Source organism: Bacillus sp. BACIII, from assembly GCF_057836745.1.
The window spans coordinates 1,119,912-1,136,125 of sequence record NZ_CM174437.1; the positions used below are offsets into that span (position 1 = coordinate 1,119,912).

Below are 16,214 nucleotides of genomic sequence, written 5' to 3' on the forward strand. Positions count from 1 at the left end.
ATATTCCTCAGTTGGCAGCCTTGTGTTCAGGGCTTGTACTTTCTTCTTCCGCCCATGTTTCAATATGCTTGAGTTCCGGAGTATTCTCAGCTTTAAATACGGGATCAAGTCCTTTTTTGCGCTGAGCGGCATAATCTTTATAGATCTTATAGGCTACATTACTCAGCAGCAAGATTGCCACTAAGTTAATGAGAGCTAAGAGACCCATGAACAAGTTTGCCATGTCCCAGACAATCTTGAAGTCAGCCAAACATCCGTATACCACCATCACTACGACGAATACGCGGTAAATATTAAGCCATGTTTTGCTTGTTTTAATAAATTCGATATTCGTTTCACCATAGTAGTAGTTGCCGACGACTGAGCTGAATGCGAATAAGAACATCGCAATTGCAATAAACGTCGGGGCCCAGCCTCCGAGATGGTGCTGCAGTGCGGCTTGTGTCACTTGGATGCCGTCGCCTTTAGGCGTAAAGCTGTACAATAAAATGATAAAAGCAGTCGATGTACAAACGATAAATGTATCAAAAAACACGCCTAACGTCTGGATTAATCCCTGCTTAGCCGGATGCGATACGTGTGCAGCTGCTGCGGCATTCGGCGCGCTCCCCATACCCGCTTCGTTTGAAAACAGGCCGCGCTGCGCACCGATAATAATGATGCTTCCTAAGCTTCCGCCGACGATCTGCTCAAGACCAAACGCATTTTTCACAATCGTCATAAGCAATTCAGGTACCGCGGTAATATTCACAATTACAACATACAACGCGATCAGAATATACATACCCGCCATGACCGGAACGATAAATTGCGAAACGGATACAACACGTTTCAGCCCGCCGAATATAATGAAAGCCGTTAATACAGCTAAGATGATGGCGATAACTGTTTTATTCACATGGAAAGCCTCATCAAACGCGACAGAAATCGTATTTGACTGCACGGCATTAAAGATAAGTCCGAAAGAAACGGTAATCAATACGGCAAATAAAATACCGAGCCACCGGGCGCCGAGACCCTTCGCCATGTAATATGCCGGACCGCCGCGGAATTCATCGCCGGAGCGCACTTTATACAGCTGCGCCAAGGTACTTTCCACAAAGCTTGAAGCCATACCGACAATCGCTACGATCCACATCCAAAATACTGCGCCGGGACCGCCTGTTGCAATCGCCAGCGCGACACCGGTCAAGTTTCCGGTACCGACACGCGAAGCGGCCGAGATAAAGAATGCCTGCATTGAAGACACTCCTTTATTTCCTTGCGGCTTCTCCCCGACGATTCTAAACATTTCAATAAAGTATTCGAATTGAATGAAGCGAAAACGGAATGTGAAATACAATCCGATTCCTACTAAAATATAAACAAGATACTTCCAAATAAAATCATTTGGAACATTTATGATTTCACTGATGAAAGCCTCCATGTTTAACCTCCCTTTTACATATCTTTTACTGTCATTTTTGCTGCATATGTTAGATCTTTTAACACAACGGGTATTATTATATCACAACAACAGATGTTGAGAAGTTTTTTTAAGAAAATGTTTCGGTTTCTTCATCATGCTTATTGCTGGTATGCCCCGTTTCTTTATCCTGTAACCAGAAAAATGTTGTCACATCAGAAGGGTTTCGTGCATATCATAACAAATAGGCCTTTAAGAAAAAAAGAGATGAAAAGACAGACGGAATGGTATATACTTAACCAGCATAATAATTTTTTAAATTTAATAAATATGTTTACTTTCAATTTGAATTAGGGTATTATAATAAAAATATTCAGACTTATGAAGGGGGGGAGAACATTTGAAAAAAATCTTGTTTTTAAAAGCTTCTATTTTATTTTTAGCGATTGCAAGCTTTCATTTGCTCTCCATTCCCCATGCGTTTGATACTGCTCACCATTTTAAAGCCGTAGCCGATCAGCAGGAAATGCACGAAATGAAGGCCGGCCAAAATGCTGACGATGAGAAAAAATCGCTGACGGGCTCATTTATTTTGACGGCGCTTTTTGCCGCTTCTGTCTCATTGATCGTGATATCAGACAGAAAACGCCCCGCTTCCCGGAGAAGACAGCGAAAGAAAAGCTTTCTAATCGCTAAATTTTATCAGTCCTCGTATTTCGATGAGCTTCATGTTCAACATCGCCTATCTATGTAACATAAAATGAGGAGGTTGTTCAACATGTTGTTTATCTTACGAATGGTGATTTTAGGCTTATTTTCATTCACTGCATTAAATTTATTTGTGTGGCAGGGAATTGAAGTCGTTCACGCTATCACGGACTTATTCGGCAGCCACGAGAGCTAATAAATAGCAAAACCTCCGCTTTAGGACCAATTGAGCGGAGGTTTTTTTTTCACTTATTTTATTTTTACTCTTAAACATCAGATGCGGGGATACGCCATACATCTGTGACCGGTCCTGTCTCATCTTCATCTGTAAAGAAGGAGCCGTTGCTGTATCGGTCATTAGCCCGCAAGGATTTCACGGAGGCTTCAATTCTCTCGCCTTTTTCGGTTTCCGCAGCGATCATGTCGGCTAAAGCGCACGCGAATACTCCGACAACACGATGCGGGTTCTTTTTAAGCTCACGCAGCATGATGACGCCGCGCTTAGCCCTTGATGTTCTTTCGAATTCAGAGAGATTCATCCGTTTGATGGCTCCCCGCTGTGTGACGAGAACAAGCGAATCTGTTTCATGCAGGATTTGTCCTGATACGACGGTATCGCCGTCTTTTAAATTAATGCCCTTTACGCCGGCCGCACGGGCTCCGACTACATTTACTTCATCTTCACCGAACCATAAGCCGTACCCGAGACGGGTGGCGATAAACAGCTGGCAGCCGCCGTCTGTGACATGAACATCAATCAGCTCATCGTCCCCTTTAAGGTTAAGAGCAACAAGCGCTTTTGAGTAACGCTGCGCTTTGTAATGCGTCATTTCAGTTCTTTTCACCATACCGTTTTTCGTCATAAACAATAAATATGAAGATGGATCAAATTCTTTTACCGGTATAGCTTTCACGATGGTTTCGTCACGGTCCATCGTGGTGATGTTCGTGACGTGCTGCCCCATGTCTTTCCACCTGATATCAGGAAGCTGGTGAACCGGACAATATATATAGCTTCCCTTATTGGTAAAGAGCAGGAGCACATCCGTTGTATTCATTTCAAATTGGTGAATCAGCCTGTCCGTGTCCTTCATCCCGAAATCCTGGCCGTTGGAAGCGGCAAATGACCGCTGGCTTGTTCGTTTTACATAGCCGTCTTTCGTGACTGTCACATAGACGTCCTCCGAGGCAACCATAACTTCGAGATTGATTTTAATTTCTTCAATCTTCTCTTCAATGACCGACCGTCTGCTGTCAGCATAAGTCTTTTTTACTTTTTTCAGGCTGCTGGTAATGACTTTTAACAGCTTTTTATCATGACTTAAAATGGCTTCAAGCTCCTCAATTTTCTTGCTGAGCTCTTCCGCTTCCTCTTTTAATGCCGTAATATCCGTATTTGTCAGACGATACAGCTGCAAAGATACGATCGCTTCCGCCTGAGGCTCCGTAAATGCGAATTTAGACATTAAGTTTTGTTTCGCATCTTTCTTGTCGCTGCTTGCCCGGATGACGGCAATGACCTCATCCAGCACAGACAGTGCCTTCATCAGTCCTTCAACGATATGGTGCCGCTCTTTTGCTTTTTGTAATTCAAAGACGGAGCGGTTTGTCACAACTTCCTTCTGGTGGGAAATATACGCATCCAGAATGCCCGTAAGACTCATCAGCATCGGCCGGCGGTTATGTATGGCGACCATATTAAAGTTATACGTTGTCTGCAGGTCAGTGTTTTTATATAAGAAATTCAAGATACCTTTTGCATCGGCTTCTTTCTTTAACTCAACGACCACCCGCAGTCCCGTGCGGTCCGTTTCATCCCGGACTTCAGAAATACCTTCAACTTTTTTGTCAATGCGGTATTCATCCATTTTCTTCACGAGATTGGCTTTGTTTACTTCAAACGGGATTTCTGTAATGACGATCTGCTCCCGTCCGCCTCTTACGGCTTCCACTTCAGCCTTGCCGCGGATAATAATTTTGCCTTTACCGGTTTCATAGGCCTTCCGAATGCCGTCGACACCTTGGATGATGCCTCCTGTCGGAAAGTCAGGCCCTTTAATCACCTGCATCAAGTCATCGACGGTGCAATCGGGCGATTCAATCCGCTTAATGACAGCATCAATGACCTCACCCAGATGATGAGGGGGAATATCAGTCGCATAGCCCGCGGAAATCCCGGTAGATCCATTGACCAGCAAGTTAGGAAACATAGCGGGCAAAACAACCGGTTCTTTACTTGTGTCATCAAAGTTCGGAACGAATTCAACCGTATTTTTATCGATGTCCCGTAAAAGCTCTGATGCGATAGAAGATAATCTCGCTTCCGTATAACGCATAGCAGCAGGCGGATCACCGTCAATGCTTCCGTTGTTGCCGTGCATCTCAATCAGCACATTCCGCACTTTCCAATTCTGGCTCATCCGCACCATCGCTTCATAAACGGAGCTGTCTCCGTGCGGATGATAATTACCGATAACGTTCCCGACCGTTTTTGCCGCTTTCCGGAAATTTTTATCGAATGTATTTCCGTCTGCGTGCATGGCGTATAAAATTCTCCGCTGCACCGGCTTTAACCCGTCACGTGCATCGGGCAGCGCCCTGTCCTGGATAATATATTTACTGTAGCGTCCGAAACGGTCGCCGATTACTTCTTCTAACGGTAAATCATGAAATAACTCTGGCTGTGCCACTATTAAACCTCCTCAGCGACCGACAAGTTTTCATTTTCCAAAATATTGCTCTCCTCGTCTAATCCGAAGGCAACATTCTTTTCAATCCATTTTCTTCTCGGTTCTACTTTGTCTCCCATTAATGTCGTTACGCGGCGCTCTACGCGTGCCGCATCGTCAATCTTGACTCTGACGAGCGTTCGCGACTCGGGATTCATCGTCGTTTCCCAGAGCTGGTCTGCGTTCATCTCTCCCAGACCTTTATAACGCTGAATGGTATAGCCTTTGCCGACTTTCTTTAAAACGCCGTCCATTTCTTCGTCGGACCAAGCATATTCAATAATCTCTTTCTTGCCGCTTCCTTTGCTGACTTTGTAAAGAGGCGGAAGCGCGATGAAGACTTTTCCGTGCTCAATTAAAGGTTTCATATAGCGGTAGAAAAATGTTAACAGCAAGACTTGAATATGCGCGCCGTCGGTATCCGCATCGGTCATGATGACGATCTTGTCATAGTTAATGTCGTCGATCTCAAAATCTGCGCCGACTCCCCCGCCGATCGCATGAATAATTGTATTGATCTCTTCATTTTTGAAAATGTCTGCAAGCTTTGCTTTCTCTGTGTTGATGACCTTTCCGCGAAGGGGCAGCACGGCTTGGAATTTCCGGTCTCTTCCCTGTTTTGCAGAACCTCCGGCAGAGTCACCCTCCACGAGATACAATTCATTCTTCGCCGGATTTCTGGAACCGGCCGGTGTGAGTTTTCCGCTCAGCGTCGCTTCTGATTTTTTTCGTTTTTTACCGCTTCTCGCTTCTTCTCTCGCTTTACGGGCAGCTTCACGGGCCTGGCTTGCTTTAATCGCTTTTTTGACGAGCAAGGTCGCTGTATCGCGGTTTTCTTCCAAGAAATAAGCAAGATTCTCAGAAATGACTGCGTCCGTGGCGGATCTCGCCTCACTTGTGCCAAGTTTCCCTTTTGTCTGGCCTTCAAATTGCAGCAGTTCCTCCGGGATACGCACGGAAATGATTGCGGACAGCCCTTCTCTGATATCGGCGCCTTCAAGGTTTTTGTCTTTCTCTTTTAAAAGCGCGACCTTTCGCGCATATTCATTAAACGCTCTTGTCATTGCCGTTTTGGCTCCTGATTCGTGGGTGCCGCCGTCCTTTGTTCTGACGTTATTAACGAATGACAACATATTTTCTGAGTATCCGTCATTAAATTGGAAAGCAAAATCGACTTCAATGTCGTGGTGCTCGCCTTCAAAGGAAACCACTTCGCATAAAGCGTCTTTTTCTTCGTTTAAATAGGCGACAAATGCTTCAATTCCGTTCTCATAATAAAATACTTCTTTTACGTTGTTCCGCTCATCAATTAATTCTATTTTTAAGCCTTTTAATAAGAAGGCGGATTCGCGCAGACGTTCCGACAGCGTGTCAAAATTATAAACGGTTGCGCTGAACATTGACGGATCAGGTTTAAAATGGGTAAGCGTTCCCGTTTTCTTGGTCGTACCGATTTTTTCAAGTGAAGTCACAGGCTTGCCGCCGTTTTCAAACCGCTGTTTATAAACATAGCCGTCACGCTCAATGGTAACTGTCAGCCACTCTGATAAAGCGTTTACGACAGATGCGCCGACACCGTGCAGACCGCCGCTTGTTTTATAGCCGCCCTGGCCGAATTTCCCTCCCGCATGCAGCACGGTGAAAATAACTTCCGGTGTCGGCTTTCCGAGCTTATGCATTCCGGTCGGCATTCCGCGCCCTCTGTCCTGCACGGAGATGCTGTTGTCCTTATGTATCGTTACGATAATATGATCTCCGTAGCCGGCAAGTACTTCATCGACGGAATTGTCGACGATCTCATATACCAGATGGTGCAGGCCGCGTGCGTCCGTCGAACCGATATACATTCCCGGTCTTTTTCTGACGGCTTCCAGGCCTTCAAGCACCTGTATGGCATCTTCGTTGTAATCAAATTGCTGTTTTCTAGCCAAACGTACAAACCCCTTTCAAAAAACCTGCTCTTAATCATTCTCTTTTTAAATGTTTTCATGTCTTTGTTTTTCAGTATGCGCAAGCTTCGGTCCAATTCTCCTCGGACTCACAATTATAACCAATATGCTTGATTTCGCAACATATTTAAGCGAATGGCTCGTTTTTTAGGCCGCAAGACATACATTCGAACGGCTTTTCATCTTTTTGGTGCTCTTTTCTGGAGACGAGAACTTATGTTCGCTTTCTATTATATAGATTTATGCCGTCCATCGCAAACAGACTGCAGCCCCCTTTCATGCAGGGGTTTCTAAAAAAGCTGTTCATGCTTTATTGTATCTGTTTCAACATCATACGCAAAGAGTATTCTTTCAATAAAAAAACAAAAACCCCTGATTTGCCAAGGATTTTTGCCTTTTTTGTTCCTATTTTATAACAGCGCGGGCGACTTTTATACATAAATCCATAATGGCCGTCCGCCCTTTCTCTGTAATCATGCGGTACGCTTCTTCATTTGCCAGGCCCTGCTGCGCCCAAAAAACGGGAGCATCCGTCTGTAAAAACTCTTCAGCGACGCCGGGAAGCTGCTCAGAGCGTCTGAACACATTGACGATATCAATCGGTCCCTCAACGTCTTTTAATGAAGCGACGGCTTTAACGCCAAGCGCTTCATCAATCGTCGGATTAACAGGAATAATCTCGTACCCTTCATCCTGCATCGCTTTGGAAACCATGTAAGAAGTCCGGTCGGGACGGTCTGACAGCCCGACGACGGCGATCCGTTTGCTTCGGTCAAGAATGTCTTTAATCTCTGACTTTGAAGGATTTTGCATCTTTACCATCTCCTTTTGTATTATTGTACACGACAGCTTCACCGGATTCAAAAAAAGCGGTTTGTCAGCTTAATTCTCAAAAAACTTGTCATCAGACGATAACAACTCGTGTTAAAATAAAGTGAAGGGACATTGAAAAGGAGAAATGTAGATGTTGATTGCTTTATTGATTATTTTGGCCTATGTAATAGGCAGCATCCCGTCAGGTTTAGTCGTAGGCAAACTTGCGAAAGGGATTGATATTAGAGAACATGGAAGCGGTAATTTGGGTGCCACAAATGCTTTTCGCACGCTTGGCGTGAAAGCGGGATCTGTCGTCGTTGCAGCCGATATTTTAAAAGGCACCTTGGCCGCGGCGCTGCCGTATTTATTGCACGTTCCCATTCATCCTCTTCTCGCAGGAGTGGCAGCAGTGATCGGTCATGTATTCCCTGTGTTCGCAAAATTCAAGGGCGGAAAAGCCGTAGCCACTTCAGGAGGCGTCCTGCTGTTTTATGCTCCGCTGTTATTCGTAACGATGGTTGCAGTGTTTTTCGTATTTTTATTCCTTACGAAATTTGTTTCTCTGTCTTCAATGTTAACAGGGATTTATACGATTATTTACTGTCTGTTTGTAAAAGATCCTTATTTATTAATCGTAGTGACGCTCTTGACCGCGTTTGTTATCTACAGACACAGGGCAAACATCAAACGGATTATGAACAAAACAGAACCGAAAATCAAATGGTTTTGATGAAACTTCAATTTTGACATCAAAATGCCATATGCGTTTATAATAGAGATAATTTCTTTATGAGAAACAAAAAGGGAGTGTTCCGGATGAACATGAAAGTAACGAAAGGCGCGCTGGATTGGTACAAAGAAGAGCTTGAACTGGAAACAGGCGATCAGGTCCGTTTCTTTGTCCGTTACGGAGGATGCAGCAGCGTCCAGAAAGGCTTTTCTCTCGGTATTTCAAAAGACCAGCCGATGAACGTCGGAATCAGCACGGAAGTTGAAGGCATTACCTTTTTTATTGAAGAAAGCGACTTATGGTACTTTGATAATCATGATCTGTCCGTCACATATTCAGATCAGTCAGAAGAGCCGGTATTTGATTACGTGTAAGAAAAAAGAACGCAGCAGATGCGTTCTTTTTTTACAGTTTGAACCTTCTGATATGATCAGTCAGATGTTCTTTTTCTAAAATGCGTTTCTGCGTTTCACCGAGCAGGTCAAAGTGGGGAAATTGATTTTTATGATGAATCCACTCAGGCTTCAGCCCGTATTCCGATCCCCATCGAATCAGCTTATTGAGATCACTTGAACCGGCCTTCGTCACGGTCTTAGCCTCCGGAAAGCGGTCGTCCAGCCAAAAATGCGTTAAAAAAGCGATTTTTCCTTCCGATACATCCCGCTTCCATCTTTCCAGTTCTCTGCGTGTAATTCCAAATGCCATAACTTGAGCCGCTCCTTATTTTTTTGCCTTTTCGTAAGCGGCATGCCAATCAGGAAAGGCCTTGCGGAACTGAATCGGTTTGAAGCTCTGTTTATCGACGCATATGTGAGTGGATGACGCTTCGATCGCAAGTTCTTGATCCGGATTATAGATGCGGTAGCCGTAAATGGTTTTAAATCCGTTATATTCTTCAATCCACGTATGTACTTCGGCTGTTTCTCCGTAGCGGAGCGGCTTTTTATAAGAAATGCTGATATCCACTACAGGTGACAGCACCCCTCTTTCTTCCATGTCCTTGTACAGAAATCCGAGGTCCTTAATGAGCGCCGTTCTCCCGACCTCCATCCAGACTAAGTAATTGGCATGGTAGACGATACCCATTTGATCTGTTTCCGCATAACGCACTTCTATTTCTTTTTTTGACACATGCAACGTTCTCTGCTCCCTTATTATCAGATTAGCCCTATTTTATCACAACGTGGCGGAAAGAGAAAAAACCAGGTTTCCCTGGTTTTTATTACGATTGATAGCCGTTTTCTCTCGCAGCCGATTCATCCTGAATTTCACTTCGGAATGATTCAATGCTTTCATTGCGTCTGGCATTCTTCTCTTGAATGTGCTGTTTTTCCTCATCTGTGGCAAACTCCATTGATTCTTTCGCTTCTTCTATATTTTCGATTGTATTCTGCACCATATCCTGAAGCTTTTCAACGTTATCAGAACGGTCGTCCGGATTCGGTTTTTGATAATTGTTTGTCATCATGTCAGCTCTCCTTTAATGATATTATTCGCCTTTCGTCTGCATGACAATCGGATGTCCGTTTGACTTGTCATGAAACTTTTCCCCTTTGTTTCGTTTATATTTAACGGGTTTTGTCCCTAAGTGGCTCGGAGCGTACTGCGGCTGGCCGTCTTTCTTGTTTGTGCCCATGTTCATCCCTCCTTAAGAGTATATTTCGCAAAAGGAGGCGCAAACATGACTGCAAATTAAAGGTTATTTTTGTTTAAACCGCTGCTCCAGCTTTTCTTCAAGCTGATTCAAATATTCCGTATTGGTCATCAGCTCACGTTTATTCTCCATAACCAATTCATGAAAAGAACGTTTTCTCATTTTTTTCAATCTTCTCACCTCCATGTTTTCATTCATTTTTTCCAATTTTTTAAAAGATAAGCCTTTCGCATAAAAAAAACTGAACCTCTACTTGAGATCCAGTTTTTCTTTCATTTCTTTTTTTGTCATCGTGCCTACTCGGATGTACTGAATGGTTCCTTTTTCGTCTAATATGTATGATGTCGGATAAGAAAGCACGTTGAAATCTCCGTTAATCCCGCTTTTGTCAATCAAAATTGGAAATGTCAGCTGATAAGTATCAGCGAATGATTTCACAGCCTGTATATTTTTTTCAGAGGACGTAAAATTAACGGCTACTACCGCAATATCCGGATATTCCTTCTGCAGCTCCTGCATATCGGGCATTTCCATCCGGCATGGCTTGCACCACGTCGCCCAAAAATTAAGGAGTACTTTTTTACCTTTATAATCAGAAAGGGAGCTGCTTTTTCCTGACAGTGTGTCGAGTGTAAAGTCAGGAGCCTTCATCCCTTCTTCTGTCCCTTCTTTCGGACTTGTTTGTGAAGAATAAATGTTCCAGCCCGCATACACTAACAACCCGATAAGTAACAATACGCCCAGCCATTTAGCAAGCATCTCAAGGCCTCCCGTATAAAAAGAGAGAAAGCAGTCCGCTTTCTCTCTTTTGTCTTTCTGCTACTGTTTCATTTTATCGCGAAGCACCATTTGTAAAATGCCGCCGTGACGATAGTAATCAATTTCCACTTCACTGTCGAAACGGACAACGACTTCAAATGTTTTTACCGTACCGTCTTCACTGATGGCTCTGACAGTCAGCAAGTCGCGTGGACGTACAGTTTCATCAACATCCACCTCGATAACTTCCTTACCGGTTAAACCGAGTGTATCCGCGTTTTCACCCTGTTTGAACTGGAGCGGCAGCACACCCATGAAGACGAGGTTACTTCTGTGAATTCTTTCAAAGCTTTCCGCAATAACTGTTCTGATGCCTAGCAGGTTTGTTCCTTTTGCAGCCCAGTCACGTGAAGAGCCCATTCCGTAATCTTTGCCCGCCAGGACGACAAGACCCGTTTTATCTTCTTTATACCGCATGCATGCATCATAAATAGATGTCACGTCACCGGTAGGCCAGTGTGTAGTGTATCCGCCTTCTGTGCCAGGCGCGATTTGGTTTTTAATGCGGATATTGGCGAATGTTCCTCTCATCATGACTTCATGGTTTCCGCGGCGTGAGCCGTAAGAGTTAAAGTCCCGAGGAGAAACGCCTTTTTCCTGCAGGTATTTGCCCGCCGGCGTGTCTTTTCCGATCGCTCCGGCCGGAGAAATATGGTCAGTCGTCACGGAATCTCCGAATTTGCCGACAACGCGAAGCCCTCTTAGTGGCTCAACTTTTCCCGGTTCTACAGACATTTCTTCAAAGAACGGCGGGTTTTGGATGTAAGTAGAATCCTTATCCCACTTGTACAGTGCTTCATCCGTCGTTTCGATTGCATTCCAGCGCTGGTTGTCGTCAAATACCGTTTCATATTCTTTACGGAATAATTCCGGCGTCACAGTCTGTTTGACGAGGGAGTTGATTTCATCCATTGACGGCCAGATGTCATCGAAGTAAACGTTTTGTCCGTCTTTTCCGACACCGATCGGGTCAGATTTCAAGTTAATATTCACAGTGCCTGCCAATGCGTACGCGACGACAAGCGGCGGCGAAGCAAGGTAGTTTCCTTTGACAAGCGGATGGATCCGGCCTTCAAAGTTTCTGTTGCCTGACAGGACAGAAGTGATCAGGAGATCATTTTTAGCAACCGCTTCTTCAATCTCTGGAGAAAGCGGTCCGGAGTTTCCGATACATGTCGTACAGCCGTAACCGACAAGATTAAAGCCGAGCTCCTTCATATATGGAAGAAGGCCTGAATTGACTAAGTATCCAGTAACAACCTTAGATCCCGGTGCAAGTGATGTTTTCACATAATTCGGCACTTTCAATCCTAATTCTACCGCTTTTTTAGCTACCAATCCGGCACCGATTAATACATAAGGATTAGATGTGTTTGTGCAGCTTGTAATGGCGGCAATTGCAATTGCCCCTGTTTTCATGACCGCATCTTCGCCGCTGTTAAGTTTAAATGAGATTTCTTTGTTCTCTTCAGCAGCATCCATTCCGAATCCTTGGTTGCCGGCCGGGCTGACGAGATGTTTTTTAAACGTTTCCTGCATGACAGAAAGCGGGATTAAATCCTGCGGACGTTTCGGGCCTGAAAGGTTCGCTTCAATTTTTGACAGGTCAATTTCTACAATGTCTGTAAAAATCGGCTCTTCTGCGTCAGGCGTATAGAATAAACCGTTGTTGCGGCAGTATGCTTCCACGACATCGATCTGCTCTTCTTCACGGCCGGTCAGACGCATGTAAGAAAGTGCTTCCTCGTCAACCGGGAAGAATCCGCAAGTCGCTCCGTATTCCGGCGCCATATTGGCAATAGTCGCCCGATCCGCAAGCGGAAGCTCAGCAACACCAGGGCCGAAGAATTCAACAAATTTATTGACTACGCCTTTTTCTCGCAGCACTTGAGTGACTTTCAGCGCTAAGTCAGTTGCCGTCGTTCCGTTAGGCAATTTTCCGACAAGTTTCGCGCCGATGACCTCAGGAACAGGGAAATATGAAGGCTGGCCGAGCATTCCCGCTTCCGCCTCAATACCGCCGACACCCCAGCCGAGAACGCCGATTCCGTTAATCATCGTGGTATGGGAATCTGTTCCCACCAAAGTATCAGGATATGTCACAAGCTCTCCGTCTTCATCTTTCGTATGAACGACACTTGCCAAAAACTCAAGGTTTACCTGATGGACGATACCTGTTGCAGGCGGAACGGCCTGATAGTTGTTAAACGCTTTCTTTGCCCAACTTAAAAATTTATAACGTTCTGCATTTCTTTTGAATTCTAAGTCCATATTAATGGCTAACGCGTCTTCCGTACCCGCTTTGTCGACTTGTACGGAGTGGTCAATGACCAGGTCAACCGGAATTTCAGGATTGATTTTATCAGGGTCTCCGCCGACAGAAGCCATGGCTTTTCTTAAAGATGCCAGGTCAACTACGGCCGGAACGCCGGTAAAGTCCTGAAGGATAACCCGTGACGGTTTAAACGGCACATCGATATCTTTTAATTCAGCAGTACCCCATCTTGCTAAATTTTCAACATGTTCTTTCGTAATGACGCGTCCGTCTACCTGACGCAAAACAGATTCCAAAAGAACCTTAATAGAATAAGGAAGTTTTGAAACATTGCCGACCCCTGCGTCTTCCAATGCTTTTAATGAATAGTAGTGGTATGTTTTCCCGTTTGAAGAAAATGTTTTTCTTGCTTGGAAAACGTCTTGTGTTGCGACTTTTTGCTGATTTGTCATTCTCCAAAATCCCCCTTCAAAGATCAAGATCGTTCTTTAGATGAATGTTCACATTCCATCACAATTTTCTCACAATTCCATCTTAGTATAAAATCATACATAAGTAAATATCAATGTTTTTATTAAATACAATAAGATCGTCTTATCAGCATAATTTCCGGTAAATTTTGTCCTGTTTTATGTCTCATACAACGGGCTGTAAAGAGCCATATTAAAGGTGAGGTGATGATCATGGTAAAACGAAAAGCCAATCATGTTATAAACGGCATGAATGATGCGAAAAGCCAAGGCAAAGGCGCGGGTTATATTGAAAATGACCAGCTTGTCCTGACCGAAGCAGAACGGCAGAACAATAAAAAAAGAAAAACAAACCAATAGCCGTCACCCCTTAAAAAAGGAGGCTTTAACATGACAAATAAAAATACGAGCAAAGATATGCATAAAAATGCTCCGAAGGGCCATAATCCCGGCCAGCCGGAACCGTTAAGCGGAAGCAAAAAAGTGAAAAACCGCAACCATACAAGACAAAAACATAATACAAGCCACGATATGTAAAACAGACCTCGGTGTCTGTTTTTTTGTGCCTTTCACCCATTTAAAGCTTCTGCATACGTTATAGCAAGGCTTTTTTAATATGGAGGGATGCTTCCATGAATCATTCAAATCACGCTGAAGAATTTGATGATATCGAAGAATGGCTGCGGCAGTTTTACGAGGACCCGTATGCTTGGTATGACGAGGCGCTTCCGATCGATCTATATGAAACAAGCCGTCAATACATCATTGAAGCTGACCTGACGGCGCTGAAGCCGGTGCAGGCGATGACCGTCACTCTTTCGGGAAATGAGTTCATGCTCTCTGTTAAAACGCTTGAACAGACGTTAAACAAACAAATGATGCTGCCTTTTTATCTGAACGACAAACATATTTTCACTGATTTCACAAACCATATTCTGACCGTCTCCATGAACAAGGAGCCAAATGAGACCCCTGCCTCTTTTTCCTTTCAATTTCCTCTATAACATAAAAAAGCCGTTTTCATCCCTCAATGAAAGCGGCTTTTTTGTCCGGTCATATCAGTCATATACCCTCGAAGTGAATCTCCCATGGCCAAATAGCAGAATCACTATACGATAGAATATGTTCTAGCAATCGGATTGACTGGACATCTATCATTTTTTCTATTCTTTTTTCATGTGTTCTTCTATTCTGTCTTCGTTTACAATATGGTTAAAGTAAGGAGGAGATAAAACAATGCTTGAAGGCTGGTTTATGTGGTTTATTTTATTTTGGGTCATCGTAATGATCGGATTGCTGTCCATCGGGGGGTTTTTTATGTTCCGAAAATTTTTAAAACGCTTACCGAAAGAAGACGGCCGGTCAGAACTGGATTGGCAGGATTATTATATTGAAAAAAGCAGACACCTATGGAATGAAGTCGACAAGGCGTTTTTGGATGAACTGGTCGCCCCCGTGCCAGAGCTCTTTCGGGATGTAGCCAAAGCTAAAATCGCCGGAAAAATCGGTGAAATCTCTTTACAAGAGGAAGCAGAACAAATAAACCGGGATTTAATCATCAGGGGTTACATACTGGCCACCCCTAAGCGGGATCACCAGTTTTTGAAAAAACATCTCCGCGAAAAACAGATTGACCTTACTCCTTATCAAACCCTGCTCAAATAAAAAACCTTTCCGGCGGACGGAAAGGTTTTAATTCATCTGAATATCAGCGGTCTTCAGTTCATTGGCAAGTTTGCGGTACGACATAAACATCGCGATGCGCCACGGGACAATCATTCCGAAAGCCAGAATCCAAAACATTCCGCTTAAAGCTCCGTAATCAATCGTCGTGCTCAAAATGGATTTCATAGCGATTCTGATAACCAGCAAACCAATTAGGATAAACACAAATGCTTTTGACCGTTTTAAATAGATTTCATTATTTTTAATCTCAAATTTAGATGTTTTTATCAGAAAAATAGAGAAGATCACGCCCAGCGTAATGGCCTCCAAAAATTCTTCGCCCGTCACTCTGAAAATCGGAAAAAGAAACATCAGCGCTCCCGTACTCATGAAAATCGGCGGGAGAATTATTTTTTTTGGTGAAGCGGGCTTATCGGAGGATTTAATCCTCACGATCATTACAGAGATTGCCATGGCCGCTGCAATAACGGATGAAATTATAATCATCATCTTTATCATTCCTTTGCTTGCACGGAGTTTGATACTATATACTATACTCCAAAAACATAAAAAAACCAATGTGAAAAGAAAATACGTTTATGTTCCCGTTACCCTGCCTACGGCCTCCAGCACTTTAGACCCTTCAAACGGTTTAACGATAAAATCTTTAGCGCCCAGTTCAATCGCTTCCAGAACGATCCGCTGCTGCCGCATGGCGGTGCACATAATGACATGGGCTTTCGGGTCAAAAGCTAAAATCTCCTGCAGCGCCTGTATTCCGTTTTTAACCGGCATGGTAATATCCATTGTCACCAGATCGGGACGGATTTTTTGATAAACGGCCAGAGCTTCCTCGCCGTCAGCCGCTTCTCCGGCCACTGTATAGTTCGCCGATTCCAGAATCTCTCTGATTTTCACTCTCATGAACTTGGCGTCATCTACAACTAAAACTCGTGTCATATTCCCCTCCACATATTTAACATTAACTAGTCTT

21 protein-coding genes are annotated in these 16,214 nt (G+C 44.0%); 8 read left to right on the forward strand and 13 right to left on the reverse strand.

What is annotated here, in order from left to right; all coding sequences use genetic code 11:
- Positions 1–7 precede the first annotated feature (7 nt).
- Positions 8–1,426, reverse strand: coding sequence for an alanine/glycine:cation symporter family protein (locus ACXN9U_RS05490; protein WP_060962674.1), 1,419 nt, complete (start codon positions 1,424–1,426; stop codon positions 8–10).
- Positions 1,427–1,805: 379 nt separating this feature from the next.
- Between ACXN9U_RS05490 and ACXN9U_RS05495 the strand changes: the two genes are divergently transcribed.
- Both ACXN9U_RS05495 and ACXN9U_RS05500 read left to right on the forward strand, forming a co-directional pair.
- A complete protein-coding gene (locus tag ACXN9U_RS05495) occupies positions 1,806–2,159 on the forward strand; it encodes a hypothetical protein (protein WP_016935961.1) in 354 nt (117 codons plus the stop codon).
- Between the two features lie 24 nt (positions 2,160–2,183).
- Positions 2,184–2,309 (forward strand): hypothetical protein, encoded by a 126-nt coding sequence (locus ACXN9U_RS05500; protein WP_013352436.1) that lies wholly within the window; start codon positions 2,184–2,186, stop codon positions 2,307–2,309.
- 70 nt (positions 2,310–2,379) lie between these two features.
- Here the strand turns inward: ACXN9U_RS05500 and parC are convergent, their stop codons facing one another.
- The 3 genes from parC to ACXN9U_RS05515 all read right to left on the reverse strand — a co-directional run bounded on the left by parC (position 2,380) and on the right by ACXN9U_RS05515 (position 7,604).
- Positions 2,380–4,803, reverse strand: coding sequence for a DNA topoisomerase IV subunit A (gene parC / locus ACXN9U_RS05505; protein ID WP_489202283.1), 2,424 nt, complete (start codon positions 4,801–4,803; stop codon positions 2,380–2,382).
- A gap of 2 nt (positions 4,804–4,805) precedes the next feature.
- The gene (parE, locus tag ACXN9U_RS05510) at positions 4,806–6,773 is read right to left on the reverse strand and encodes a DNA topoisomerase IV subunit B (protein WP_060962677.1); all 1,968 of its coding nucleotides are present in this window, start codon (positions 6,771–6,773) and stop codon (positions 4,806–4,808) included.
- A gap of 423 nt (positions 6,774–7,196) precedes the next feature.
- On the reverse strand, positions 7,197–7,604 hold the full coding sequence (locus ACXN9U_RS05515) for a CoA-binding protein (protein ID WP_060962678.1): 408 nt from the start codon (positions 7,602–7,604) through the stop codon (positions 7,197–7,199).
- A gap of 151 nt (positions 7,605–7,755) precedes the next feature.
- Here ACXN9U_RS05515 and plsY point away from each other — a divergent pair, with 151 nt between their 5' ends.
- Together plsY and ACXN9U_RS05525 are read left to right on the forward strand one after the other, a co-directional pair.
- Positions 7,756–8,337: a glycerol-3-phosphate 1-O-acyltransferase PlsY gene (gene plsY / locus ACXN9U_RS05520; protein WP_016935965.1), complete on the forward strand. Its 582-nt coding sequence runs from the start codon at positions 7,756–7,758 to the stop codon at positions 8,335–8,337.
- Between the two features lie 86 nt (positions 8,338–8,423).
- Positions 8,424–8,711 carry a HesB/YadR/YfhF family protein gene (locus tag ACXN9U_RS05525; protein ID WP_060962679.1) on the forward strand — a complete coding sequence of 96 codons (288 nt, stop codon included), beginning with the start codon at positions 8,424–8,426 and terminating at the stop codon, positions 8,709–8,711.
- A 31-nt stretch (positions 8,712–8,742) separates the two neighbouring features.
- On the opposite strand, the gene ACXN9U_RS05530 is transcribed toward ACXN9U_RS05525, so the two are convergent.
- From ACXN9U_RS05530 to acnA, 7 genes are all read right to left on the reverse strand, one after another.
- Positions 8,743–9,042, reverse strand: a complete 300-nt coding sequence (locus ACXN9U_RS05530) for a hypothetical protein (protein ID WP_060962680.1) — start codon at positions 9,040–9,042, stop codon at positions 8,743–8,745.
- Positions 9,043–9,057: 15 nt separating this feature from the next.
- Entirely contained in the window at positions 9,058–9,474 is a 417-nt protein-coding gene (locus ACXN9U_RS05535; RefSeq protein ID WP_060962681.1) for a YbgC/FadM family acyl-CoA thioesterase, read from the reverse strand.
- A gap of 85 nt (positions 9,475–9,559) precedes the next feature.
- The gene (gene tlp / locus ACXN9U_RS05540) at positions 9,560–9,802 is read right to left on the reverse strand and encodes a small acid-soluble spore protein Tlp (protein WP_060965037.1); all 243 of its coding nucleotides are present in this window, start codon (positions 9,800–9,802) and stop codon (positions 9,560–9,562) included.
- Positions 9,803–9,826: 24 nt separating this feature from the next.
- The gene (locus tag ACXN9U_RS05545) at positions 9,827–9,973 is read right to left on the reverse strand and encodes an acid-soluble spore protein N (RefSeq protein ID WP_013352427.1); all 147 of its coding nucleotides are present in this window, start codon (positions 9,971–9,973) and stop codon (positions 9,827–9,829) included.
- A 63-nt stretch (positions 9,974–10,036) separates the two neighbouring features.
- A complete protein-coding gene (locus ACXN9U_RS05550) occupies positions 10,037–10,162 on the reverse strand; it encodes an FbpB family small basic protein (protein ID WP_012117651.1) in 126 nt (41 codons plus the stop codon).
- A gap of 78 nt (positions 10,163–10,240) precedes the next feature.
- Positions 10,241–10,750: a TlpA family protein disulfide reductase gene (locus ACXN9U_RS05555; protein WP_060962682.1), complete on the reverse strand. Its 510-nt coding sequence runs from the start codon at positions 10,748–10,750 to the stop codon at positions 10,241–10,243.
- Between the two features lie 60 nt (positions 10,751–10,810).
- Entirely contained in the window at positions 10,811–13,537 is a 2,727-nt protein-coding gene (gene acnA / locus ACXN9U_RS05560) for an aconitate hydratase AcnA (protein WP_060962683.1), read from the reverse strand.
- 231 nt (positions 13,538–13,768) lie between these two features.
- On the opposite strand from acnA, the gene sspO reads away from it, so the two are divergent.
- The 4 genes from sspO (at position 13,769) to ACXN9U_RS05580 (ending at position 15,220) form a co-directional block, all read left to right on the forward strand.
- The gene (sspO, locus tag ACXN9U_RS05565) at positions 13,769–13,915 is read left to right on the forward strand and encodes a small acid-soluble spore protein SspO (RefSeq protein ID WP_003244839.1); all 147 of its coding nucleotides are present in this window, start codon (positions 13,769–13,771) and stop codon (positions 13,913–13,915) included.
- Positions 13,916–13,945: 30 nt separating this feature from the next.
- Complete coding sequence (locus ACXN9U_RS05570; protein ID WP_003153984.1) at positions 13,946–14,092, forward strand: small acid-soluble spore protein P; 147 nt, start codon at positions 13,946–13,948, stop codon at positions 14,090–14,092.
- A gap of 95 nt (positions 14,093–14,187) precedes the next feature.
- A complete protein-coding gene (locus tag ACXN9U_RS05575) occupies positions 14,188–14,559 on the forward strand; it encodes an Hsp20/alpha crystallin family protein (protein WP_060962684.1) in 372 nt (123 codons plus the stop codon).
- A 232-nt stretch (positions 14,560–14,791) separates the two neighbouring features.
- Complete coding sequence (locus ACXN9U_RS05580) at positions 14,792–15,220, forward strand: DUF2621 domain-containing protein (RefSeq protein WP_060962685.1); 429 nt, start codon at positions 14,792–14,794, stop codon at positions 15,218–15,220.
- Positions 15,221–15,247: 27 nt separating this feature from the next.
- Here ACXN9U_RS05580 and ACXN9U_RS05585 read toward each other — a convergent pair whose 3' ends face one another.
- Both ACXN9U_RS05585 and ACXN9U_RS05590 read right to left on the reverse strand, forming a co-directional pair.
- The gene (locus ACXN9U_RS05585) at positions 15,248–15,739 is read right to left on the reverse strand and encodes a CcdC family protein (protein WP_095240656.1); all 492 of its coding nucleotides are present in this window, start codon (positions 15,737–15,739) and stop codon (positions 15,248–15,250) included.
- 78 nt (positions 15,740–15,817) lie between these two features.
- On the reverse strand, positions 15,818–16,180 hold the full coding sequence (locus ACXN9U_RS05590) for a response regulator (protein ID WP_016935975.1): 363 nt from the start codon (positions 16,178–16,180) through the stop codon (positions 15,818–15,820).
- Between the last annotated feature and the right edge of the window lie 34 nt (positions 16,181–16,214).